General features: G+C 36.2%; 17 protein-coding genes. 5 read left to right on the top strand and 12 right to left on the bottom strand.

The annotated features are described in order from the left end of the window. Positions 1-13: 13 nt before the first annotated feature. Both H9Q20_RS09425 and pdxH read right to left on the bottom strand, forming a co-directional pair. Positions 14-4,852 (bottom strand): RecQ family ATP-dependent DNA helicase, encoded by a 4,839-nt coding sequence (locus H9Q20_RS09425; protein ID WP_187477586.1) that lies wholly within the window; start codon positions 4,850-4,852, stop codon positions 14-16. A gap of 431 nt (positions 4,853-5,283) precedes the next feature. Then, positions 5,284-5,928, bottom strand: a complete 645-nt coding sequence (gene pdxH / locus H9Q20_RS09420) for a pyridoxamine 5'-phosphate oxidase (RefSeq protein WP_187477585.1) — start codon at positions 5,926-5,928, stop codon at positions 5,284-5,286. A gap of 22 nt (positions 5,929-5,950) precedes the next feature. Between pdxH and H9Q20_RS09415 the strand changes: the two genes are divergently transcribed. Beyond that, positions 5,951-6,496: a YqgE/AlgH family protein gene (locus H9Q20_RS09415; RefSeq protein WP_124640187.1), complete on the top strand. Its 546-nt coding sequence runs from the start codon at positions 5,951-5,953 to the stop codon at positions 6,494-6,496. 135 nt (positions 6,497-6,631) lie between these two features. Continuing rightward, positions 6,632-8,080: an IS1182 family transposase gene (locus H9Q20_RS09410; protein WP_187477341.1), complete on the top strand. Its 1,449-nt coding sequence runs from the start codon at positions 6,632-6,634 to the stop codon at positions 8,078-8,080. A gap of 232 nt (positions 8,081-8,312) precedes the next feature. Here H9Q20_RS09410 and H9Q20_RS09405 read toward each other — a convergent pair whose 3' ends face one another. Further along, on the bottom strand, positions 8,313-10,172 hold the full coding sequence (locus H9Q20_RS09405) for an OmpA family protein (RefSeq protein WP_187477584.1): 1,860 nt from the start codon (positions 10,170-10,172) through the stop codon (positions 8,313-8,315). A 416-nt stretch (positions 10,173-10,588) separates the two neighbouring features. Then, on the bottom strand, positions 10,589-10,816 hold the full coding sequence (locus H9Q20_RS09400; protein WP_187477583.1) for a DUF6341 family protein: 228 nt from the start codon (positions 10,814-10,816) through the stop codon (positions 10,589-10,591). Positions 10,817-10,857: 41 nt separating this feature from the next. Between H9Q20_RS09400 and H9Q20_RS09395 the strand changes: the two genes are divergently transcribed. Together H9Q20_RS09395 and H9Q20_RS09390 are read left to right on the top strand one after the other, a co-directional pair. Continuing rightward, positions 10,858-11,778 (top strand): DUF6427 family protein, encoded by a 921-nt coding sequence (locus H9Q20_RS09395; protein WP_124640194.1) that lies wholly within the window; start codon positions 10,858-10,860, stop codon positions 11,776-11,778. 4 nt (positions 11,779-11,782) lie between these two features. Beyond that, positions 11,783-12,367 carry a DUF3109 family protein gene (locus H9Q20_RS09390; RefSeq protein ID WP_187477582.1) on the top strand — a complete coding sequence of 195 codons (585 nt, stop codon included), beginning with the start codon at positions 11,783-11,785 and terminating at the stop codon, positions 12,365-12,367. Positions 12,368-12,454: 87 nt separating this feature from the next. Here the strand turns inward: H9Q20_RS09390 and H9Q20_RS09385 are convergent, their stop codons facing one another. The 5 genes from H9Q20_RS09385 to H9Q20_RS09365 form a co-directional block, all read right to left on the bottom strand. After that, the gene (locus tag H9Q20_RS09385) at positions 12,455-14,038 is read right to left on the bottom strand and encodes a calcineurin-like phosphoesterase C-terminal domain-containing protein (protein ID WP_187477581.1); all 1,584 of its coding nucleotides are present in this window, start codon (positions 14,036-14,038) and stop codon (positions 12,455-12,457) included. Between the two features lie 24 nt (positions 14,039-14,062). Next, entirely contained in the window at positions 14,063-15,511 is a 1,449-nt protein-coding gene (locus H9Q20_RS09380) for a SusD/RagB family nutrient-binding outer membrane lipoprotein (RefSeq protein ID WP_187477580.1), read from the bottom strand. A gap of 11 nt (positions 15,512-15,522) precedes the next feature. Further along, entirely contained in the window at positions 15,523-18,495 is a 2,973-nt protein-coding gene (locus tag H9Q20_RS09375) for a SusC/RagA family TonB-linked outer membrane protein (RefSeq protein WP_187477579.1), read from the bottom strand. 360 nt (positions 18,496-18,855) lie between these two features. Continuing rightward, the gene (locus H9Q20_RS09370) at positions 18,856-20,190 is read right to left on the bottom strand and encodes a trigger factor (protein WP_187477578.1); all 1,335 of its coding nucleotides are present in this window, start codon (positions 20,188-20,190) and stop codon (positions 18,856-18,858) included. 136 nt (positions 20,191-20,326) lie between these two features. After that, the gene (locus H9Q20_RS09365; protein WP_187477577.1) at positions 20,327-21,205 is read right to left on the bottom strand and encodes a NifU family protein; all 879 of its coding nucleotides are present in this window, start codon (positions 21,203-21,205) and stop codon (positions 20,327-20,329) included. 171 nt (positions 21,206-21,376) lie between these two features. Between H9Q20_RS09365 and H9Q20_RS09360 the strand changes: the two genes are divergently transcribed. Beyond that, a complete protein-coding gene (locus H9Q20_RS09360) occupies positions 21,377-21,901 on the top strand; it encodes a gamma carbonic anhydrase family protein (protein WP_124640208.1) in 525 nt (174 codons plus the stop codon). Between the two features lie 87 nt (positions 21,902-21,988). On the opposite strand, the gene H9Q20_RS09355 is transcribed toward H9Q20_RS09360, so the two are convergent. The 3 genes from H9Q20_RS09355 to H9Q20_RS13390 form a co-directional block, all read right to left on the bottom strand. Further along, positions 21,989-23,359 carry a cbb3-type cytochrome c oxidase subunit I gene (locus H9Q20_RS09355; RefSeq protein ID WP_164472001.1) on the bottom strand — a complete coding sequence of 457 codons (1,371 nt, stop codon included), beginning with the start codon at positions 23,357-23,359 and terminating at the stop codon, positions 21,989-21,991. Then, complete coding sequence (locus tag H9Q20_RS09350) at positions 23,349-23,732, bottom strand: c-type cytochrome (RefSeq protein ID WP_187477576.1); 384 nt, start codon at positions 23,730-23,732, stop codon at positions 23,349-23,351. The genes H9Q20_RS09355 and H9Q20_RS09350 overlap by 11 nt, the downstream gene beginning before the upstream one ends. 312 nt (positions 23,733-24,044) lie before the next feature. Continuing rightward, positions 24,045-24,344 (bottom strand): PLDc N-terminal domain-containing protein, encoded by a 300-nt coding sequence (locus tag H9Q20_RS13390; protein WP_410369588.1) that lies wholly within the window; start codon positions 24,342-24,344, stop codon positions 24,045-24,047. Positions 24,345-24,359 lie beyond the last annotated feature (15 nt).

Below are 24,359 nucleotides of genomic sequence, written 5' to 3'. Positions count from 1 at the left end.
CAGTTTTTTGTGATTAATCTGTTTTTCTTTCAAAGGTCAACTCTGGCAAAATGATCTTTATCTCTTGTTGGGTTTCTTCTTTTTTCCAATAGAGAACAAAGTTTACTTTAGCAGATTTCAATTCAAAGTTTTTAGCTTTCAGTTTCTCTATTTGGGCGGTAAATTGCTTTGAAAATTTTAGCACTGAATTTCCTTTTTCATCAAAACATTCCATGCTATTTAACCGTAAAGAATCACCACTTTTAAGTTCTGAAATGGCGATTTGTCGATTGATGAAGAAATCAAGCCAAACATCTTTTAAAGTTAGATGCATGGACAATTGATTGGGAGGCAGATGCATTTCGATATTTTCAAATCGTTCTAAATTTTCTGCCGTGAGCGGGTCTAAAAAGTTTGAATTTAGATGAATTGTTAGGTTTGTTTTTGCCCGAGTCATTGCCACATACAAAAGTCGTTTCGCTTGATCGGTCGTTGCATCAAAATTTTCCAGCAGTATGAAAACATTATCAAATTCTTTCCCTTTGGCTTTGTGTATGGTTGAGACGAAAACAGTTTCTCCATTTTCATTGTAAAAATCTTCCAATTTAGACTCTCGAATGAAAACCTCTAAGTCGGATTTGTACTTGATTTTTGTGTTTGAGGCTTCAAATTCTTTGATGATGTTTCCTAAAATTTCCAATTTCGTACTGTGTCTGTATTTATTAACCACCTCTCGTTTTGCTTTCAGCCAAATGTCATCGTTGATGGTGTAAACATCATCGGCCAAATTCAAATGGTTCAAAAAATATCGAACTTCGTTGAGGTTGTATAAGCTGAAACCATCATTAGACTGTATCAATTTTGCTTGTAAGTTATTTTTCAAAAGCAATCCCGTAATCTGTTGTGCCTCATCGTTAGTTTTTGTCAAAACACAAGTTGTCCCTGATAGTCCTGTTGATAGTAGTTCTTGCACAAGAGGGACGGTCAGGTTTCCACTTTTATAATGGACAATTTTAATTTTCCCATTATCATTTTGCTTTGCGATGATGGGGGTTTGTTTGATGCGGTGCGAAACTTGTTTTACAAATTGATTAGAAAACCCAACTAAGTTAATTTTACTTCTGTAATTTTCTAATAATTCATGCTTTACGGCTTGGTTTTCGAAGATGAACTGCTCAAGATGTTTAGAATCTGCACCTCGAAATTCATAAATATTTTGGTCGTCATCGCCTACGGCAATTACGAGCATTTCTTCATTTTGTTCCATCAAAGTTTGAATCAAGTCAAACTCATCTTTGTCCATATCTTGTGCTTCGTCTATCACCAAAACTGTTTTGGTTATCCTACTTACTTCTACCTCATTATTTTTGATTTTCTGAATCGTTTTGCTTAGAATTTCGTTTGATTTTTCTAGGCTACCTACTTTACCTAATAGGTCAAAACAATAGGAGTGAAAAGTTTTAATTTCAATATAATTGGCAGCATTACCTATAAGCTGAAGCAAACGCTTTTTGAATTCAGTTGCTGCTGCTCTAGAGAAAGTAATCATTAGCAATTGCTCATGTTTAACATCCTCCATAAGAAGTAACGAAGCTAATTTGTGAACCAAAACCCTTGTCTTTCCACTACCTGGACCGGCTGCAACAACAATGTGTTTGGTTTCGTTGTCGTTAATAATTTTCAACTGAGTAGGTGAAAGTTCCCCGAAAAGTTGTCTAAATTTGGCAGGTGTAATATTTCGTTTTATTTCATTTTGCCTACTTCCTTTAAAATATTTATTGAGAAAGACAGGATAGTTTAAATGAAAATAGTCTTCTACAAATTGCAATGCGCTTTTATAGTCTTCAATCATTTTCTTAGCATATTCTCCAACAATATGAATTTGTTGAATTTTGCTTTCGTAAAACTGATTGAGCTTTTGATAATCCTCTTTTGTGTATCTTTTTTTGTTGTCTGTTTCTGTTCTTTCAATGGTCAAACGATTGTACACAACTAAAAAACCACCTTCAATTTTTATAGCTTCAATTCTTGACAAGTAAAAAAGCGTATCTTCAATATCATCAAGATTTATTTCCAATTTGAATAAATCTGAGCCGTTCTCATAAGCTGTTTTCAGTTCATGAATTGAAAATTCAACCAAAATTTCTTCTTTTGTTGAATCTTCAGATGCCGTAGTTTTAGTTTTTTCATAAAGAAATTCGATAATAAATTTTGCTAAAGTCTGTCTTTTTTCTAATTTTTCTTTCAACAATTCTCTTGGGTGCAAGGCAATTATTGACACATGACTTTTGGTGTCTAAGATTTTTCTTTTAACCCAATTTTTGATGGCCCAAAAATTGAGAATGGTTTTTATCTTATTACTACTGATGTCATTAAGTCCCTGTTCCTCGCCTTTTTCATTCAGTTCTTTTAGATGGTATATTTGTTCTTGCTCTTTTAAAAGCAGGAGCAAATAATTTTCAATTTTACTGAAGGAATCCACAATATTAAATGAACGATTGGTATTCTCTCCTTTTTTTATGAAAGCGGTTAGATCTTTTGCATCGGCCAGAATTTTTTCTTCACGCAAAAGATTAACGATGTTGATGACTTCTTCTTTTACAATCCCTAAATGGTCACTGATATAATCAATTCTTGATTCCGCAACCTCATCATTATTTTGTTTTCTACTTTTACTGGAGAAAAGTTTCTTGATAATTCTTACACCTTTTTCTTTTTGGTTACCCACAAATCTCTCTGAGGAGTTGATTTTGTCTATGGCTTCTTGTGCATTTTTAGAAAGAATACTGTTTGCAAAAACTCGTGGCATATTTTGGCCGCGTTTCAAATAACCGGCATCTTCCAAGGCTGCAATTGCGGTAGTTACTCTGGTTTCTATTTCGACAACATTATCGTCCCAGCCTGCTTTTCGTGCAATCTCCAAGGCAGAATTGGATACGGTTGAACGAAAGCGTGTAATTTCTTTGATGGCTTTCCAAATCTGTTGTATTTCTTTGATGGAAAGTTTGGTCTGATTCAACAATATGAAATGTTTACTCAAATCTTCCTCGTTGAATAAAACAAAACAATCTGCCGTAATTTTTTCATCCCTACCGGCTCTACCCGCTTCCTGAATATAATTTTCCAAAGAATCCGAAATTTCATAATGAATGACCATCCCAACATCTTTCTTGTCCACCCCCATTCCAAAAGCAGAAGTAGCCACCATAATTTGGGTATCACCGTTGACAAACGAATTTTGATTTTCAGACTTTTCTTGTTTGTCCATCTTTCCGTGGTAGGGTTTGGCACTGAACCCGTCTTCTTTTAAGCGCTCTGCAAGCGTGTAGGCTTTTCGTGTTCTTGATACATAGATAATGGTTGGACAATTTTTTTCTTCTATCAAATCCCGAACTTGTTGGTATTTTGTTTCTTCGTCTGATTTTTCAAAAACTTTATAATGTAGATTTGTTCTTGATGCTTTTGAGGTAAATAATTCAAGATTGAGTGAAAGTTTTTCCTTGAAATAACCCAGAATATCTTCAATAACTTTCTGTTTTGCTGTTGCTGTAAAACATGAAACGGGAATGCCGTCTTCGATATTTTTCTTTTCTTGAATGGATTTGATAAAATCTCCGATGTATAAATAATCCACCCTGAAATCTTGTCCCCACGAAGAAAAACAATGTGCTTCATCTATTACAAAACGAGCTACTTTCCTGCCTAGAATCAATCGTTCTATCGTTTTTGAGCGCAAAGATTCAGGTGAAATGTACAGGATGCACGCTGAGCCATCCTCAACTCTTTCGAAAGATTTTGCTCTTTCAATAGGGTCTAGTAAGCCGTTTATGGTAACCGCGTTAGTAATTCCATTTTTTTCAAGATTATCCACTTGATCTTTCATCAAGGATTGCAACGGTGAAATCACAACGGTTAAAGCATTTGAAGTGTCTCCACTCATCAATGCCGGAACTTGAAAAGTAATGGATTTGCCACCTCCAGTTGGGAAAACCGCAAGTATAGACTTATTCTCAATTGCAGCTTTCACCGCTTTTTCTTGCAACGGTTCACCGCCATAGCTTCTGTAAGAATCAAAGCCAAAATACCTTTTAAGTCCTTTGTGTGCATCTAAAAAACCGTTGCAGTATTCGCAGCCACTAACGCAAGGTTTGTTTCGTAATCGAAACATGAGTTGCTCTACATCAGGATACATTTTCAAAACCCAAGGAGGTGTTATGGAATGGATTTTATTGTGCTGAACGAAGGAATCGATAAGAGATAAACAGTAAGCTAATTCAATAGGTTTTTCTACAATAATGTTTGTAAGATCAACATGTTCACAAATTTCGTTTTTATATTTTTGTCGAATAAGTTCTTCAATGTTCGTATCTGAATGGTTGTATGCAATATAACGGAAAAAAGCTTGAAACTCTTTTTTGTCGTATAAAAGAAGATGAAAAATCTTCTTTAGAGTGTCGTCAATCCCTTTGAAAGTAGCAATTTCATCATTCAGTAAATCTCTAGCTTTGATGGAGTCGGTCAGAGGATTATTTGCCTCAGAGGATTGGAGTTTATCATCTTTGAGTAATGAATGATAGGGCTTTGTTGGAAAAAGCAATGGCGAAAGAAACAATGTGTCTATAATGTTAGCCGAATTGATACCTGCATCAAAGAGGGTTTTCCCAATATATTTAATGTCGTGATTGAAAATATTGTGTCCAGCTACGAAATGTGTTCCATTGAGAAAATGTACAAAGTCAAGTATCGAAGCTTTATGAAAAGTACTTCCATTGCCCTTGATTCCACCAATATCAAGTATTTTATTACTAATTGGTTCAATTTCTGTGTCTATGAATGCGATAGAGCTGCATGTATGTTCACTTTCTCCTTTCAATATTTGTTACTTCTAAGTTAGTTGGTTGGCAAGTACATATTTTAAATTCAAAAATACAGCTTCTGTATTTTAAGCCATAATTTATGAACTAAATTAACAAAAAAAGTAGTATAATTTAAAAATAAAATTGCACCATATATTACTATTGAAGTCAATATGTTTCTCTCACTTTTTTAATTTTCAGAATGCATTAATATTGAGAAACAAAAAATCCGTTCAAATATTGAATTCCCTTCCATCCATAGCTTTTTTAAATTGATTTTCAACACCATAAATATGGTATCGAAGATTTCAAATTCGAGTTGTATGATAATTTTACAAAAAAAAAAACTTCTCTTTTCCGAGAAGTTTTTTGTGAGTACACCAAGATCTGAACCTGTGACCAAAACGATTGAAATCAAGGTAAAACCCCACCAGAATTGTGTAAATACTTATGGAGCAAGCCTGGAAATTTCCCAATCGAAATCTTCATTCAAGCTATATAAAATCCTATCGTGTAAACGATTGGGCCTTCCTTGCCAAAATTCAATTTCATAAGGCTTGGCTAAAAATCCACCCCAATGTTTGGGTCTGGGAATCTCCTGCCCTTCCCAATCTTTTTCTAATTCGGTTAGTTTTTTTTCTAAAAACTCTCGATTCGGGATCTCTTGGCTTTGTGGCGAAACCCATGCACCCAACTGACTGCCTCGAGGTCTGGATGCAAAATACCCATCAGAAAGATTCTCAGCCAGCTTTTCCACATTGCATTTTATTATGATTTGCCTTTCCAAGCTGGGCCAAAAAAAATGCAAACATGCTTTCGGATGATCCATTATCGCTTTACCCTTTCTGCTTTCATAATTGGTGTAAAAAGAAAACCCCTCCCAATTGTAGGATTTTAACAACACCATCCTGGTTCGGGGACAACCATCGGCTTCTACCGTAGAAACGGAAACCGCGTTTGCTTCTGATACATTGGGATCGTTTTGTGCTTCTAAAAACCAATCTCTAAATTGCTCTATGGGATTTTGTCTGATCTGGGATTCTATCAGTTCGGATTTGTTATAAACTTTTCTTTGATCGTGTAGGTTTTCCATTGAAAAAAGATTATATTTGATTATGGATAAGTCGTACAAAGGTAAATTATTAATTTCTACTCCGGATCTGTCTTCGGATATATTTTCTCGTTCGGTGATACTGATCATTGATCACAATGAAAATGGAGCTTTCGGACTTATACTCAACAAAAAAAACGATATTGCAACCCATGCACTTCGCCACATTTTCGGTAGTGAGATTGAAGTTTTTGATGGAGGACCTGTTGAGAACGATAAAACTTTTTTTATTGTTCGTGGCCAACCCATCACCGATTTTTATATGAAATTGGATAACGATTTTTACATCACCGAAGATCTTGAAAACATTGTGAAAGCAGTGATTGGAGGCGAAATTCCATTAGATCACATGAAAATATTTTCAGGATATTCCGGTTGGTCCAAGGATCAATTGGAATCTGAAATTGATAAAAAACATTGGACTGTTGTTGATGTATATCAGATGGATTATACCAACAACGATCCCAATCTTTGGAAAAACATCATGCAAAACTTAGGTGGAGAATTTCTGATTTGGTCCAATGCTCCCAATGACATCTCCATGAACTAAAAGATAAAAACCACTTCTCGAAAAATGAGATCACTGAAAAAGTGAATTTTCAGGAAATATGAAAAAGAAGGAGTTGAAATCTTAGGATTTTAGCTCCTTTTTTTGTACCTTGATAAGGTCTTTTAAAGATAAAGAATGTTAGTCCAACAGCAAAAGATTCAGTTTAGTTCTTATTCCGATTTGTATGATTTAATCGTTCCGAAAGAAAATCTTCTTCGAAAAATTAATGATTTGATAGATTTTTCCTTCATCTACGATGAACTGTTGAATAAGTATTGTTTGAACAATGGTCGCAATGCGGAAAGTCCGGTGAAGATGTTCAAATACCTTTTGTTGAAAAGCATTTACTCGGTTTCTGATGTAGATGTGGTAGAGCGTTCCCGCTATGATATGTCTTTCAAATATTTTTTAGATATGGCTCCCGAAGATGATGTGATAAACCCCAGTTCACTTACAAAATTCAGGAAATTACGCTTGAAAGATACCGATTTGTTGAACCTTCTAATTGGTAAAACGGTAACGATAGCGATCGATAAAGGCATTATTAAATCCAGATCCATTATTGTGGACGCTACACATACTTTATCTAGATCGAATCCATTTTCAAGCATAGAAGTACTGAGAGAGCGTTCGAGATTAGTTCGTAAAACGGTTTATCAATTTGATGAAAACTTCAAATCAAAAATGCCGGTCAAGAATACTGAAAACGATCTGAACAAAGAATTGGCTTATTGTAGAGAACTTGAAAAATGCATAGAAGATGAGCCATCAATAAGTGAGATTCCGGCAGTGAAAGAGAAATTAAATCTTTTGAGGGAAACAGCCGAAGACACCGATGAACAGCTAACTTTCTCAAAAGACACGGATGCCAAAATCGGACATAAATCCGCAGACAGTTCCTTTTTCGGTTACAAAACACATTTGGCGATGAGTGAAGAGCGGATTATCACCGCAGCAGTGGTAACTTCGGGAGAAAAAGGAGACGGGCCTGAATTGCCAAAATTACTGCAAATGAGCCAAGACAACGGAATGGAAGTGGAAACCATCATTGGCGATTCGGCTTATAGTGGAAAAGAAAATCTGAAAATTGCCAGCGAACAGGATATAAAAATTGTTGCAAAGTTAAATCCATCCATTACACAAGGATGTAGGAAAGAAAAAGACCAGTTTGATTACAATAAGGATGCTGACAGATTTGTTTGTCCTGCCGGGCATTTAGCCATCAGAAAAGCCCATCAGAACAGAAAGAATGTCGGCAAAAATCAAGCTGATGTATATTATTTTGATGTTGAAAAATGTAAAGTTTGCCCATTAAGAGAAGGTTGTTACAAAGACGGAGCAAAATCTAAAACCTACTCGGTTTCTATAAAATCAGAATTACACCAAGAACAGATGGCTTTTCAGGAAAGTGATTATTACAAAGAAAAGTCGAAACACCGGTATAAAATTGAAGCCAAAAACAGTGAACTTAAAAATGTTCATGGTTACAAAAGAGCCACTTCTTATGGAATAGAAAACATGCAAATGCAGGGAGCATTGGCTATTTTCGCAGTCAATTTGAAGAGGATCCTGAAATTAATCTAAGAAAAAGAGAACAAAATCATCATCTTTAAAACTCAGCTCCAATTAAATCAAAACAAGCTTTACAAAACCCATTAAATTTAGAACTCCAAAAAATGTAAAGAGCTTATTACCGATTTTAAAGTCGTGTAATAAGCTCTTAATTCTTGTCTGAAATTAAATCTTATTCAAAATGAAGATGGTTTTTCAGTGACCTCCGAAAAAGAAGTGGCTTTTTTGGGTCTATTATATTCATTTATTTTGGACAGATCACTTTCATTTCGGTTCTTCTGTTCATTTGATGTTCGGCTTCTGAACATTTCACATGATCTGCACAACGGTTCAACAGTTTTTTCTCACCGTAACCTTTTGCTATTAATCTATCTTTCGCTATACCTTGAGAAACGATATAATCTACTGCCGCTTGAGCTCTTCTTTGCGATAATTTATTGTTGTAATTGTCGGAGGCTCTGGAATCGGTATGTGAGGACAACTCAACCCTAATCGACGGATTGTCATTTAAAAATTGTACCAATCGGTTCAGTTCGGGTTTGGCATCGTCTCTGATAAAGGATTTATCCAAGTCATAAAGGATATCTTTAAGAATAATGGCATTGTTGCAATCGGCCAAATCCATACAGATTTCCAATCGAATGGTTGAAGTGCTGCTTCTGTTATATCCTCTTGTTGAAAAAGAAACATTTTGTGAGAGGTGATTCGCTTTCTTAGCATAAACGGTATAATCCGTATTTTCTGGTGCTCTGAATGAGAATTGTCCGTTGGCATCGGAACGGTAGTTTTCTACTGCACCCGTTGTCTTATTGGTAACAATGATTTCTGCATCTGCAATCGGTTCGGAAGTATTACACCTCATCACATTTCCTTGAACGACGAATCGTTGATCCGGCAGAACAATCTCTTTTACAATTCCAAGAGTTGCATCACAGTTATCAAATTCACCGGTATCCACCGAAGCACCCGTCAATTCTTTTCCATTATAAGTCCCTTTTACGCTATAATACCCTTTCACCACATTACCAAAATGGACATGACCATCGGCATCTGTAGTCGCATTTTGTACAACCGTATCATTGGAATCTACTAACGATACCGCAACATTAGATAGTACAGAACCACTACCTTCATCTTTTGCTGTAACATGAACCGAGCACACAATAGGCTTAGGAGCCTCCACCGTTTTCACTGGACTAATAAATTGAAATATCATACCGGCAAACACTCCAAAAGAATGAAATTTGGTATCGATAGGTCCTCTTTTATACATTGGTTCTTGTAAAGGATCGTACACTTGAAGTCCGTTATTAAATGTCGTATGTGGCGCTTGTGTACCGTAAGACATTCCAGAAGAAGAATTGAATAATTCCGGAGTTTTAAAGTGCTGCATATAATAACCTCCTAAGCTCATACCAAAATGAGGGCTGAAGAAATAATTAAATTGCAACGAAGCCTTACCTGTAAAAACAGAAGTAAGATTATATCCCGCATGATAATTGAGCATTATTGGTGTGGACAATGCATTTACAGCTCTTGTTTCTCCACCGCCATCACCTGGCGAATCGGGTGGTTCCGGATTGGTAGGTGTGCCAACACTTAAGGAATCCGGTGTTGCCATATGGATTATTTCACCCCCTTTTATACTGGCGACACCCGCTCTTAATTTAAACTCAAAATCGGATTTTGGAGTTTGCCAAAATCTAAAACTCGGACCAATACCCACGAAATTTCTGGTGATTTTTTCTTCGGACAAATAAAAATCGTTAAAAGGTCTTGAATATGGATCTAGCAAGTTATCGGCCGGATAGGTACTTCTGGCTTGATTACGGATATAATCATAGTCCAGACCTACCCCAAACCAATCCCAATAATAATCCAAAGAAGCTCCTGCCATAAAACCACCTTCGTATTTATAAAAAGGTTGAAGTTTTTGGTCGGCAGAAAGTTTTTTGAAATTAGGAAAATCATAACCTCCACGAATGGAAACTCTAAAGGCATTGTTTTTTAGTGGACGAGCAACATCCACCTCTTGTGCATGAAAGGAAGAAAAAAAAGACAATCCTCCCAAGAATGTTGCACTGAGTAGTTTTAACTTTTTCATAACACTTCGTTTTTAGTTTATATCTATTTGTAATGATCAAATCCAACGAAACCAACTGAAAAAAAGTACACAATAAAAAAGTAAATTTAGAGCCCGTTTAAAATTTTACCAAAATAATAATTCGGCTATTTCTAATCCTTCATATCTGCCTTTTTGTATTCTATTTAGCGTAATTTTACATTTTAAATTTTTGTTTTAGCCCGCTAAAACTTCAATTTTAAAACCCAAAATCCATCTAATCATCTATACAAAAAATCTAGATATAAAATTTAAACAGACTCTAAATTCTTTTTAACAAATTTAACACAAACCCCTTTGCAAAATAAGAGTGTTTTCCCTTAATTTAGAAACAAAAATATAAACATAAAAAAAGGAAACGCTTTTGGCGCTTCCTTTTATATATCGATGCATGATCTTTATTTTTTATAAATCTTAGGATCATAATACGGTCTTGGCTCTTTTGAAGGCGATGTATAATCGTTGTCCTTATTGTTACCCAAAGGTACAATAAGCTCCCAACACCAATAGGTAAAATAAGCCGAAGCTACCACGAACAATATCCAGTTCAAAACATTACCAAATAGGTCATAAAATTGAAAAGACCATTTGAATGCATCACTTATTAATAAGAACAAAGATGTCATAATTTCCTTTTTTAAATTAACTTTGCACAAATTTATAAAAAATGTTTAGATTACTTTCAAAAGAAAGCAATATTTTTTCGATACCGGTGTATATGGCTTTTTTACTCGTCATAACCATCGCATTTAACATTTTGAATTTCAATACCATAGAAGCCATTTCCGAAACCATAACTTTTATAGGAATTGCGCTTGGATATTTTTTATTTAACAAAATAAATCTGAATCAACAGATCCATTTACCCTTATTTCTATATACATTTTTCGTTTTCGCATTGTATCATGGTAATTTGGACATTGGCATCTCCGTAACCTTGCTGAGCAACTCTTTTTTACTTCTCATACTCACCAATACCGATGACAAGGTAAAGAAAAGCTCTTATGTTATCATTGGCTCTTTGTTGGCTCTTAATTATTTCTTTTTACCAACCACTTGGCCCATGCTGGCATTTGTAATGGTTCACATCATTGCTACGACCAGCCAAATAGCGCTCAATATTTTTCGTATATTACTTGGTATTGCTTTGGTTGCTTTATCCTATCTTCTCATTTCATTCAGTATTGGAAATAGAACTTTGGATATGGATTATTTTCCATCAAGTTCTTTCAGCGCCCTACAGACCTATTATCCGTTTACCATACTCATTCCAATTGTAGTATTAATCCTACTGGCCATCCTTTCTCATTTCGTACATCTAAATGAAAAGAGTTTGATAAACAAAACAAAATACACATTTTTATTAACCTTTTCGGCGGCACAATTGATTACCATTTTGCTGTACATGAACCAAAATTTTGAATACCTTTTACTTCTGGTACTTCCTGTAAGCATTATTTTGGGCAGATATTTAAGGTTTTTACCCAAATACTGGATGCAAGAATTGGGCATGTGGATCATTATCATTACCTTACTTTTGTTCAAAATAGGAACCTATTTCGACTTAAAACAATTAATATTTATTTAAAATTATGATACAAATAGAAGATAAACTGATTTCTGAAGATATTTTTTCTGAAGAATTTGTGTGTAACCTCAGCAAATGCAAAGGCGCTTGTTGTGTGGAAGGCGACATCGGTGCACCTTTGGAAAAAGAGGAAACAAAAATATTGGACGACATCTATGAAAAAATAAAACCCTACCTGACCCGGGAAGGGATAAAAGCCATTGAAGAACAAGGTACTTGGGAGATCGATCCTAGCGATGGGGATTTCGTAACACCGATGGTGGAAAACCGAGAATGCGTATATGTTACTTTTGATGAAAAGGGCATTACAAAATGCGGCATCGAAAAAGCGTATGAAGACGGAGTAATAGATTGGCAGAAACCTATCTCATGTCACTTGTACCCCATCCGAGTACAGAAATACTCTACATTTACCGCACTGAATTACCACGAATGGTCCATTTGCAGCGATGCTTGTGCTTTGGGTAAGGAATTGCAGGTTCCAGTGTATAAATTCCTAAAAACACCACTTATACGCAAATTTGGAGAGGATTTTTACACCATGCTCTCAGAAGCTGCCGAAGAGTGGGAAAAAGAGTTTGGCAAGTAAACCTTTTCAGCTCAGAATCATCATAAAAAAACAAGGAAGCCACCCACTAAGGATGGCTTCTTTTTTAAAACTCAGCAACGCTGAAAACTAAGGTATAGGATTGGGTTCTGCTACTATAAACTGTTCGGTTGCGGTATAGATCTTTCCGTATCTATCGATAACCCTTACCTCTACAGTATGAGAGCCTTTGGACAACTTCTTCGGAAATCCTGCGGTCCAAATATGTTGGGAAATTTCTGGGTTAGACGGTCTTCTGCCTTCAAAAAGTTGCTGGGTGGTATCCCATTGGTACACAGAAATGGCAAAATTAGGATCTGCAGTTGGGGAAAACGACATGTCCTTCCACTCTCCTTGATCGATTCTGTATTCCATTTTATCATTTTTAGATCCCATAAAAAAGTTGGCCATAATGCGAGCCGAATTTTTAGAATGGAAAGGAATCACTTCTGGGACATGCAATTTGATCTGATAGCTTTCTTGTTTTCCGGCAACTTTATACTCGATATCATATTGATTATCTTTGAAGTTAATAAAAGAATAACCTCTATCCGTACCATCTCTCATGGTAGATGCAGGAACTCCCAAATTGTCCTTGATGCCAGAGTACCAATCACCAGAAGTAGTCCCGACATTGTATTCGTGCAAAGGCTTTTCTCCATTCCATCCAGCTTCTTTTCCGTAGAACAACTGCTGCTGAACATGAGTGTGTGCCGAAAGTAAAAGCGTATTTTTAAAAGGCTCTAAGGCTTTGAACAATCTTTCTCGGTCTTCTTTTCTAAAACTTTTTTCGTGTGACTGATATAAAGGAATATGATACGATATCACCACCAATTGGTTGGGATCCACATGCTTCAAATCGTTTTCTACAAATTTCATTTGATCTTCTCTAAAGCCACCCCAATAGCTTTTTCCACCTCTAGGATCTGGATATAAGATGTCATCTAACACAATAAAATGAACATTTCCATAGTTGAAGGCATAATTGGCAGGACCAAAATTGGCTTCAAAAGTTTCGTCAGAAAGCTGATCTTCTTTCGCATCATAGTTCATGTCATGATTTCCCATCACATTATACCATGGCAACCCGACCTCTTTCATTACTTTAGAATACAACGGTTGTAGACTTAGATCATCGCCAACAATATCGCCCAAACTAATTCCAAAAACGGCCGATTTTTTGTTATTCTTCACTTCATTGACAATACCCCTGCGGAAATAATCCAATTCTTTTTCATTATAAGGTTGAGGATCTCCAAAAACCAAAATACTGAAATCTTTATTTTCCTTTTGCTCAAAAAGAGGGAAGTTAATTTCTTTTGGCAAGTTTCCTGTGGGTGCACTTCCTTTGTATTTAAAATCGGCAGGTGACCCCTGTGGCTTGTGCTGATAATAGTACATAGGCTGCTGTAGTGATGACACTGGAAACATAAATTGGGCCGGCTTAACCACAAATATAGTTTGTCCCTCCTTCACAGGGATTTGGTACCAACCTTTTTCATTCGTCAATACAACATCTTCACCATTGGATACCGCAACTTTGGACATTCCATTTTCACGGTTTTCTTTTTTTAAATTTTTATTGGCATCGTGGAAAACATATCCCGTTGCATAATTTTGAGAAAATGCCATGGCCGAAATCAGCATACAAGGCAATATGAATTGATTTTTCATTCTAAATAAAAGTTTATAATATTACTATTGTTGCCACCAAAGTTTGGTGTTAATGTTATCTCCACCAATGGCCTGAGCCGCGTTTTGATAATTTTCTGGATTCATCACCTTTGCATTAGGCGGATACATGAATCTTTTTGGCATTTTACCATCGTTCATCAAACCACCGTTATTGGGCAACATAGGCAATCCAGTACGGTTAAATTCATACCATTGTTGATGATCTACAAAGAATAAAGAGAGGTACTTTTGCAGCATAATTCTCTCCAAAGATTGGTTATAAGCCACATTGGTATTGGTAAAATAATTGGCTGGCACCACAGCTCCCCATTGTTCTATGATGGAAGTAACTCCGTTTTTATAATAGGTTTCTGTATTGCCTCCAATGATGTTTTTAAATGATAATTCAGCCAGAATAAATTGAAGTTCAGAATAGGTCATCAATAAAATTTTCATAGGAGCTTTTGCCAAATTTTGATTGAGATTAGACGGCTGGTAACTAAAAACCGTACCCAACTGATAGCCTGAAGGTGCCCCTTTGTATCCTATAGAGGTATTTGTAGCCAGATCTTTCGCCGTACTGAAAAACATGGACATTCTAGGGTCGTTGTTTTTTTTCATTTCATCAATAAAAAATTCTCCAGCGGCTCTTCCGGTTGTAAAATCCTGTGGTCTTGCAACAGGAGGCAGATATGGAGCAATGCCAGATAAACTGAGTACGGCAGAATCTGTATTGGAGGTAAAAAGTGGATACACGGTTGGATTGTTCACAATCTCTTGTATCCTGACATGTACATTAAGGTCTCCGTTCTTGTTGAGTGATCTGGTTAACAACCGAAGCGAAAGTGAGTTGCAGAATTTTTTCCATTGCAGAATACCATCATTAGAATTGTTGGCGTTGTAAAAAAGATCGATTTCTGATAATTTTTTCGTGGTATCAAAAAGCGAATTGGCTTCTTTCAAATCATTCAACAAAGCCGTATAGATGTCTTTTTGTTTGTCAAATTTTGGTTTCATTATGCCTTCTTCCATCTTCAACGCTTCAGAAAAAGGGATGTCTCCAAAAGCATCTGTTAGGTTGGAATAGATCCATGCATTCATGACTTTAGCTATCGCCAAATAATTTTTGTCATTTTCTTTTTCCGCAGCAATTCTCATGTCTCTTACTTGCTTTAGCCACTTGTAAGAGGTGTTCCAGAAGCCAGTACCGCTGGCTTCGGTAAGATAATATCTGCTGTAGGTATTTCCTTCATTAGGGAAGTCTAGGGCAGATTGCATCACATCAAAAGTATAATCGTTTGCTCTCTTGTAATTATAGGTAGACATTTCTAACTGTACAGGTGCCAGCAAACTTCCAACCGATGGGTTGAGGATTTTAGATGTGTCTGTATTGATTTCTTCAAAGTCTCGTCCACAAGAATGGATTGCCACTAAAGACGAAGCCATCAGAATCGTAAAAAGTATCTTTTTCATTTTGGTAAGTTTTAGAATTTAACATTAACTTGGAATCCTACTGTTTTTGCCGTTGGCATTTGCCCCATTTCTATCCCCGGAGTAATGGTCGCATTATCCAGTGTAGCTACCTCTGGATCAAACATTGGGAACTTGGTCCACATCCAAAGATTTTTCCCAAACAATGCCACAGTAAGGTTCTCTAATCCCAATTGCTTTACAATTTTTTGATTGAATGAGTAGCTAATTCTGGCATCTCTAAGTTTGATAAATGAGGTATCGAATGAATTGGTTTCTACATTGGCTCTTCTATAATATTCTTTGTAGTAAGCATCTATACCAATCTTGGTTGTGTTGGGACCGTAGCTTCCGTCAGCGTTCAGAACAACACCTTGGCCGATTACTTTTCCATCTGCATTTTCCCTGCCCCAAAGGGTATGTTCTAGTTTACCTTGCTCCGACATCTTATGATGAGACTGAGAATAAGCCATACCGCCCAATTGACCATCAAAAGAGAAACTAATGGTGAAGTTTTTGAACTTAAAGTCATTTTGTAAACCGGCTCTCCATTTTGCAAATGCATTACCAACTTTTTCTACCGAATCCGTAGAAAGTGGCAATCCGTTGGCACCATAAACAACCTGCCCGGCTTCATTTCTCAGTAGTTTGTACCCGTACATGTCTCCTAAAGAACTACCAACCACAGCATTGTAATAGACCGCACCACCAACACTGGCCATGGTGAACGGTTCTCCGTTAAATTCTGCCGGCAAAGTCATGATTCGGTTTTTGTTTTCAGACCAATTGGCGTTCAGATTCCATGAAAAATCTTTTGTTTTCATAACGGTCGCATTCAAGCTGAGTTCAATCCCTCGGTTTCTGATCTCTCCACCGTTAATGACCCTAGAGGAGTATCCACTTTCGTTCAAAGCTGGGATGGTCAGAATTTGATTGTTGGAAGTATTTTGATACAGTGTAAAATTGAAGTGAACGCGGTTTTTCAAGAAGGAAAAATCCATTCCAGTTTCTATATTTTCGTTTTCTTCTGGTTTTAAATTTGGGTTTGCATATCTGCTCGGTGCAGTAACACTTCCTGGGATGTCGTCTACAGAATAATAATTATTCAGTAAATAAGGACTTCCTGCAATACCCACCTTGGCCCAAGATGCTCTTAGCTTCCAAAGGTTGAATTTGGAACTTCTAAGGTTGAACAAATCCGAAAGTACCACACTGGTACTCACCGAAGGGTAGAAAAACGATCGGTTAGATTCAGGAAGTGTACTGCTCCAGTCATTTCTTCCGGTAATATCTACAAATATTTTTTTGTCATAATCCAAACTAACCAAAGAGTAAACCGAGTTGATTTGTTGGTCTTTTGGGGTAGGTAATTTGGTGATCAGCGAAATGGCATTGGTGAGGCTGTAGTCTCCAACGGCTTTTAGACCTTCGGCTCTATAATCTGTCATCAGATAGTTGTTATATCTGATATTTCCCCCTGCAGATGCCGATAAATTAATCTTACCAAAGTCTTTTTTATAGGTAAACAAGATATCGTTATTGAACTCTTTATTGTTCACATATTGCTCTCTATAAAATCCTTTGAGATAATTGGCTGTATTGTAAGGTCTTTTTGTGGTTCTTTTTTCGTCCTGAATCTCCATACCAGAACGAAGCATCATGGAGAAGTTTTTGTTAAAGGTATAATCTGCAGTAACGCTTCCGGTAATCATTTTTTTCTTTACCCCATTCAACATTTCATAGGCAATCAGGTAAGGATTGTCAATAAAAGAACTGAAAGGATGAAGTTGCTCTTGCCCTTCTTTTCCATTTTTCCAAATCGGTCTGTACCAAGCCAAATCAATATTTGGATTTTGGAAAATCATGAAATACGAAATCGATTGATTGTTGTATCCTGTTGCTGGTAAGTTGTCCGAATTGGTCGTGTTATAATTGAGCTTGGTGGTAATTTTCAGTTTTTTATTCAACTTATGACTGATGGATCCTGCGAAGTTAAAACGGTCAAAACCCGTATTGGGCATCATCCAATTGTTTTTCAGATAGGTCAATGAAGTTCTGAAATTGGTATTTTCGTTGGAACTTTCAATGGCAACACTATTGGAATAGGTAGAACCCACTTCCCAAAAATCTTTAACATTATTTTTATACGGTCTCCAAAGTTGTCTTTCTTTGCTTTGACCTTCAACCGTTGGATCGTATTGGAAATAATATTGTCCGTTAAATTTTGGTCCAAAAGCACTACTTGTACTTCCTGTATTAACGCCATCTACAGAGGCTCCATAGGAATAATAATACTCGCCATTTTTATTTTTATTCAGCGTTCCTTGTCCATATTCATATTGCCAATCTGGCCATTTGAGTACGGTATCAAAACTTGCATAAGAGTTAAAACTTACTTTTAATTTTCCGTTTTTACTTTTACCCGATTTGGTGGTAATCATCAATGCACCATTGGCTGCTCTAGAACCATAAAGTGCTGCTGCAGATGCTCCTTTTAGTACGGTTACAGACTCGATGTCGTCTGGATTAATACTGTTTAATCCGTTTCCTAGATCAACTGGTAGGTCTCCTCCAGATCCCGCTCCATAAGCAGAGTCCCCTGTTCCTGTTGTCGAGTTGCTCATTGGCACGCCATCTACCACAATAAGGGCATAGTTGTTGTCCATGATCATGGATTTTTCGCCACGGAGGGTAATTCTTGCAGATCCCAAAGGACCAGCTCCTGCCGTTTGAACTTTTAGTCCAGCGACTTTACCTTCCAACGATTGTGCCCAGTTGTTATTTTGAGTTTCTTCAAAAGTACTAGAGCCCACTTTTTCTGCTACATAGCCCAAAGACTTATCTTGTCTTTTGATACCCAAAGCAGTAACCACTACTTCTTCAATGTTTTTGATGGTATCCTTTTTAGGTTTTTTTTGCGCATAAAAATTGGGGCCTAAAAATCCTAACACGAAAAGAGTTAAAAGTTTTTGCTGATGCTTTTTCATTTTTCAATTTTTATTGAGCGCAAAATTACCCTTAGTGTTTTAGTTTTTTTTTAACACAACATTATGCATGTCTTAACAATATTTAACTTGAAAATTACAGTTTTTTGATGTTTATTTCTTTAAGGTTTTATGATAATCATGAGTTAAACGCACAGATTATATATAAATAAAAGATGAGTTTTTTTCAAACCCTTTTCTATATTAATATTTTTAACATATGATGGTTTTTATTATTCACTTTAAACATTTGTTTATACCATGAATTGGATAATACGATATCCGATATCATATCTTAAATATGTACATAAAAAAATCCATGGATTTTTTATCCATGGATTTATATATTACAGTAAGAACTTTTTATTTTTTCAGTTCTTCCAAAAACTCGTCGTGAGATACTTTGGTTTCTTTCTTAGTTGCTTTTTCCAAGATCACATCTTTCAATTTAGCCATTGCTACTTCAGAAGAGATTTGTCTTACTTGCTCTTGGTCTTTCAACATTTCTACAGCATATTTTTGGATTTCTTCATCACCCAAATGATGGATTCCGTAGATTGCCAATTGGTTTTTCACCAACTGCTCTGCTTGACCAAGGATATCGGTATAATCCAATTTGATATCGTTATCGTTCAACAATTTACCTTCGATAATTTGATATTTGATAACACTTTTCTCTGAATCTAAAATTTCTTGAGCTTTAGCTTCATCTTGGATGTTTTGGTTGCTGAACATTAACCATTTTACCAAGAAAGCTTCAGGTAATTTCACCTCTTCTTTCTCTACAACCTGCTCCAATACTTTGTTTACGAAATGTACATCGGCATTTTGTTGGAAATACTCATCCAATTCTGTTTTCACACGAGTTTTCAACTCATCTTCAGATTTGATGGTGTCTTTTCCGTACACTTTATCGAAAAGTTCTTGGTTCACTTCGTGGTTGTTCAAACCGTAGAAATCTTTTACAGTAACTTCCAATTCGTTGTGGTGCAAGTGCTCGACTTCTGCTTTTGAGAAACCCAGCTGAGTTGCTAATTCTTCTTTAGCAGCAAGATCTTCTTTGCTCACTTTTGTAGACGCATCCATGGCCAAATCTTTCACCAATTCGAAAGCCTCTTTGTTTTCTGCATTGATGGTAGCATGTTTTGCAGGGTGATTGTGTTCTCCTTCTGCTCCTTCTTCAACAATTTGCTTAATTTCTAAAGAAACGAAAGAATCTGCACCAATTTTATCTTGAGGAACTTGAGTTGCAAATCTTTTTTGCATGTTCTCAATGGATTGGTTCACTTCTTTATCACCGGATTCTACTTTATAGTGAGGTGCTTCGTACTTTGCCAAATCGATTGAGAATTCTGGTTCGAAACCAACTTCAAAATCAACGGTTAATTGCTCTTTGTTGTGATCGAAATCGTCCATTGCTTGTGGCACAGGCTGACCTACCAATCTCATTTTGTTTTCTTCAACATAGCTGTTCAAGGCTTCAGAGATTTGTTTGTTGATTTCTTCAAAAGCGATTGGAGCTTCGTACTGTCTTTTCACCATACTCAATGGCACTTTCCCTTTTCTAAATCCTGGGATTGATGCATTTTTAGCATAGTTCAAAAGTTGCTTCTCAACTTTATCTTTGTAATCAACTCTGTCTATTGTTACTGTAAGTCTTGCACTTACTTCATCGTGATTGTGTGCGGTAACCTTCATTCTTGTTTCAAATTTTAAGTTGCAAAAATAACAAATTTTTATGAATAAAAATCATATTTTTTACAAGAGATGGAAGTTCATAAAAAAAGATAAACCTGGCCGGGTTTATCTTCATATATTGTTGTCTGAATTTCAATTACGCATTCACCGCTTCCACATTTTCTACCACATCCGGTAAAAACTGTTTCAGTAAATTCTGAATGCCATTTTTTAAAGTTGCTGAAGAGCTGGGACAACCGGAACAAGCGCCTTGCATCAGCATTTTTGCCGTTTTGGTTTCATGATCAAACTCGATCAGAGAGATTTTCCCACCATCACTTTCCACAGCTGGAGCCACATATTCGTTCAGGATATCCGCAATTTTCATTTCGATATCCGTGTATTCTCTGTTGATTATTTTTTCTACTGGATTTTCAGATTTCTGAGGTTTGATTTTAGAAATCTCACCGCCTGCTTTAAGATATTCCGTCATAAAAGCTCTCACTTCAACCATAACCTCATGCCATTGTTTTGTAGCATCCAAAGTAACAGCTACAAAGTTATCCGATATAAAAATTTCTTTTACAAAAGCATATTCATTGTACAAAGCTTCAGCGATGGGCACATCGATAGCTTGACTTTTATCCTTCACCTCCAAAGAACCGTTCAGCAATGGTTTTTGAGAAACAAACTTCATCACCTGCGGATTGGGAGTCATCTCTGCGAAAACCTGAAAATCTTCTTGCTTTTTCTGAAGAAAAATTCTAGGATTGTTGGTGAGTCCTTCTGCGATTACATTTTTCAACCCGTCAATCACATGTTCCCATTCTACGGCATCCTGCTTGGCAATTGCCACAAAATTTGCCGTGATAAAGACTTTTTCAACAAATGGAAACTTCAACAAGTCTTGAGCCAAAGGAATTTCGGACAAGTCCGAAGTCTGATCCAACTCCAAAGAACCAGGAATCAAAGTGTAGTCGGAGACAAATTTCATCACTTTTGGGTTGGCAGTGGGCTCTATGATAATCTTATACATTATGTTAAATTTGAAAGTGCAAAAGTAGGAATAAGTATTTAAAAAATAATTGGTTTGCATTAGATTTTATCAATCAACACCAAAATGGTTATGGCTCAAATTATTAGAAAAAACAAACCATACATTATCCTATTTTTTTTCTATATTTACCTTCAATTTAAAACGAATTAAATGGCCATTATTAGAGAACTTTTGGGCAAAAAGCCCGTGATTGGTGATGAAACTTTCCTGGCAGAGAGCGCCGTTGTTGTAGGTGATGTTGAGATGGGTACACAATGCAGCATCTGGTACAATGCCGTTATCCGCGGCGATGTACATTATATAAAAATGGGCAACAAAGTCAATGTACAAGACAATGTCATGCTGCACTGCACTTACGAAAAATATCCTTTGGTTATCGGAAACAATGTTTCTATTGGTCACAATGCAATTGTCCACGGATGCACCATTCAGGATAATGTCCTGATAGGAATGGGCGCCATTGTTATGGACGATTGTTTGGTAGAAAGCAATTCTATTGTTGGAGCCGGATCGGTAGTCACACAAGGCACCCATATAAAATCCGGTGAAGTCTGGGGCGGTATTCCTGCAAAAAAAATTAAAGACATCTCTGCAGAACTCTTAGAAGGCGAAGTAAACAGAATTGCCAACAATTATGTAAAATACTCTTCTTGGTACAAGGAAGAAACCAAATAAAATAAGGAGGCACAAAGGCCTCCTGAAAAAAAACTTATAAAATGAGCAGGTAAAGAGCATTAGCACAATGAACTTTACTTGTTTATTTTATTTGTAATCGGTTTGAACTTTAACACCATCAAAATTATCTTCCACAACTTCTTCAGATAAAGACTGAACAGCAAATTTCAAGATGGGCAGAAGCATGGCTACCAAAGCCACCAACAAAACGCCTCCCGATGCTGCAAACACTTTAAAATACGGCATCAACTCGTCCATAATTTGCTGAAAGCCTTTATTTTCTAGAGTTCCTGCAATTTTATTCAATCCCATTCCGATGAGGGAGAACCAAAAGAAAAACAAAGCCGTATTGAAAGTTAAAACCCATCGGCTGTATGTCTTTAAAGATAAACATTTGGGATTTATTTCATCCATAATTAAAGTCAACGAAGCCAAAATCAACAAAGTATTAATCCCAATGGTCGATCCCATGGCATGGGCTACGGTGATGTGAGTCCCGTGTGTAAACTGATTAATGTAAGGTACCGATATAGAAATGGACAATATTAAATTCAGTAAAATCCACATTTCTGCATAGGTCAAAAACTTAAACGACAATTTGTTATTCTGATAATTTGCTTTGATGTACGATTGCCTGAAGCCCCAAATAATATTGGCCAAGATCAGCAATTCCGTCATGGAAATCACATAAGAAATTGTTTTGATCCACGGAGATGCCGGGACAATATAAGTGTGATGTCCCCAATTGAACATCAAATTGGTCAATCCTAAGAAATAGAAGAAAAATGCTTTTTTGGATCTATTGATGCTTTTATCTCCAGAAATTCTTTCCATCGCGTACATTGCAGTTCCGTAAACCAAAGCGTTCCACGAACCTACAAAAGCACCCATGGCTTTCCATTGCACGGTAACATCTCTGATAATGTTGTTGTTAAAAAACGGCAACTGCCAAAGCTGAGCTTCTAAAATGGTCAAAAGAAAAAATACAAGTCCGGTTGTCCAGCTATAAATATATACCGGAGCTGTTTTGTAATTGGGTTTTAGAGTGATAAATACATTGAGCATAAACATGACCCACGCCAAAACGATAATCGCCACCATGTACGGGGGGAATTCCAGATACTCTCTGCCGCTAAATTTTCCTAAAATAAAGAAAACACAAACCACAACAAGTATCAGAACTTGCAAACCGGCTTGTATCTTACCCAATACCGTTGAGAAAATCTTTCGCCTGGAAACCTCGGGAAGGTAATAATAAATAATCCCGGTTGCGGCGCAAAAGATCCAATTCACCGAAAGATAAGTATGCAACGGTCTAATTTTTTGAAAAGAAAAATCCAATTTTAAAAAATCGGGAAAAGCATATTGCAACCCGCCCAAAATCCCAAAAGTTAACCCCAAAAACAGAGACATTATCGCAATGATAACATAGGCACTGCCCACAACATTATTCTTCATGACTGATGTTTTGATTTTTATAAGTAAAGGCGTTTGCATCAACATATTTTAGATAATCCAACAAAGCCTCTACCTGTTCTTCATTAAAATTAAAATTCAGCATTCGTGTCCCGCCTCCGTTCAATAAGAATGCTTTCGCATACGCTTCTCCCCGATGCTGATCAGAAATCACAGTGGTGAGTTCGGGTCCCAAATATCCACCCAAACCAAAGATTTGGTGACAGGATTGGCAATTGAATTTGTGATAGATTTGCTTTCCGTATTCTTGTTTTTTCGTCATGGTGGTACCATAATCCGTTGCATCGTTATAGATCCAACCGGAGTAAATGAAATACGCTAAGAACAGGCACGATATTGTCCAAATTTTGTACATAAGCTGTTTTTTAAGCAGTTTTTATATTCGGACAAAATTATCGAAATATAAATTCAGACCAATATGATTTTAATCACTTTATTTTCAGGCACAAAAAAAAGCCTTGAAAAAGGCTTAGAGAAATTTTATTTGAATTATACAATGTTCACCTCCCGTTCTCCCCATAAACAAAAAGAAATGAGTAGAGCGCATAAATTCAAAGAAAAAGAAGGAGCTTATTTTATTTGCTTTGCCACTGTATTTTGTTGGGCACGAACATTATACTCGTGCCAGTAGAGGAATTGAAAGAAGAAAATATATTCTTTTCACTTACTAACTAAAATTAAATTTAGGCTTTGAATTGGAAAATTCATTGTAATTTGTGTTTCTGCGATTATCAAAAATCAAATAGAGTAAAACTGCTAAAAAATTTAAAAATAGCAACGCAAACAACCAAGTTATTCTATTTTTCTTATCACTCCTAAACACTTCTTTCAACACATATATCAACGGTACAGTGTTAAATACAAATGCAAGACTAAAGAAAAAGTTACTATTTTCTTCATGATGATAGATAACTAAATATTTGGATATTATGTAAAAAACAATACATAAAACACTCAAAGTGATCATCAATAATTTTGTATA

The organism is Amniculibacterium sp. G2-70, from assembly GCF_014353055.1.
Classification (GTDB): Bacteria; Bacteroidota; Bacteroidia; order Flavobacteriales; family Weeksellaceae; genus Amniculibacterium; species Amniculibacterium aquaticum.
This window is presented reverse-complemented; position numbering and strand designations above follow the sequence as displayed.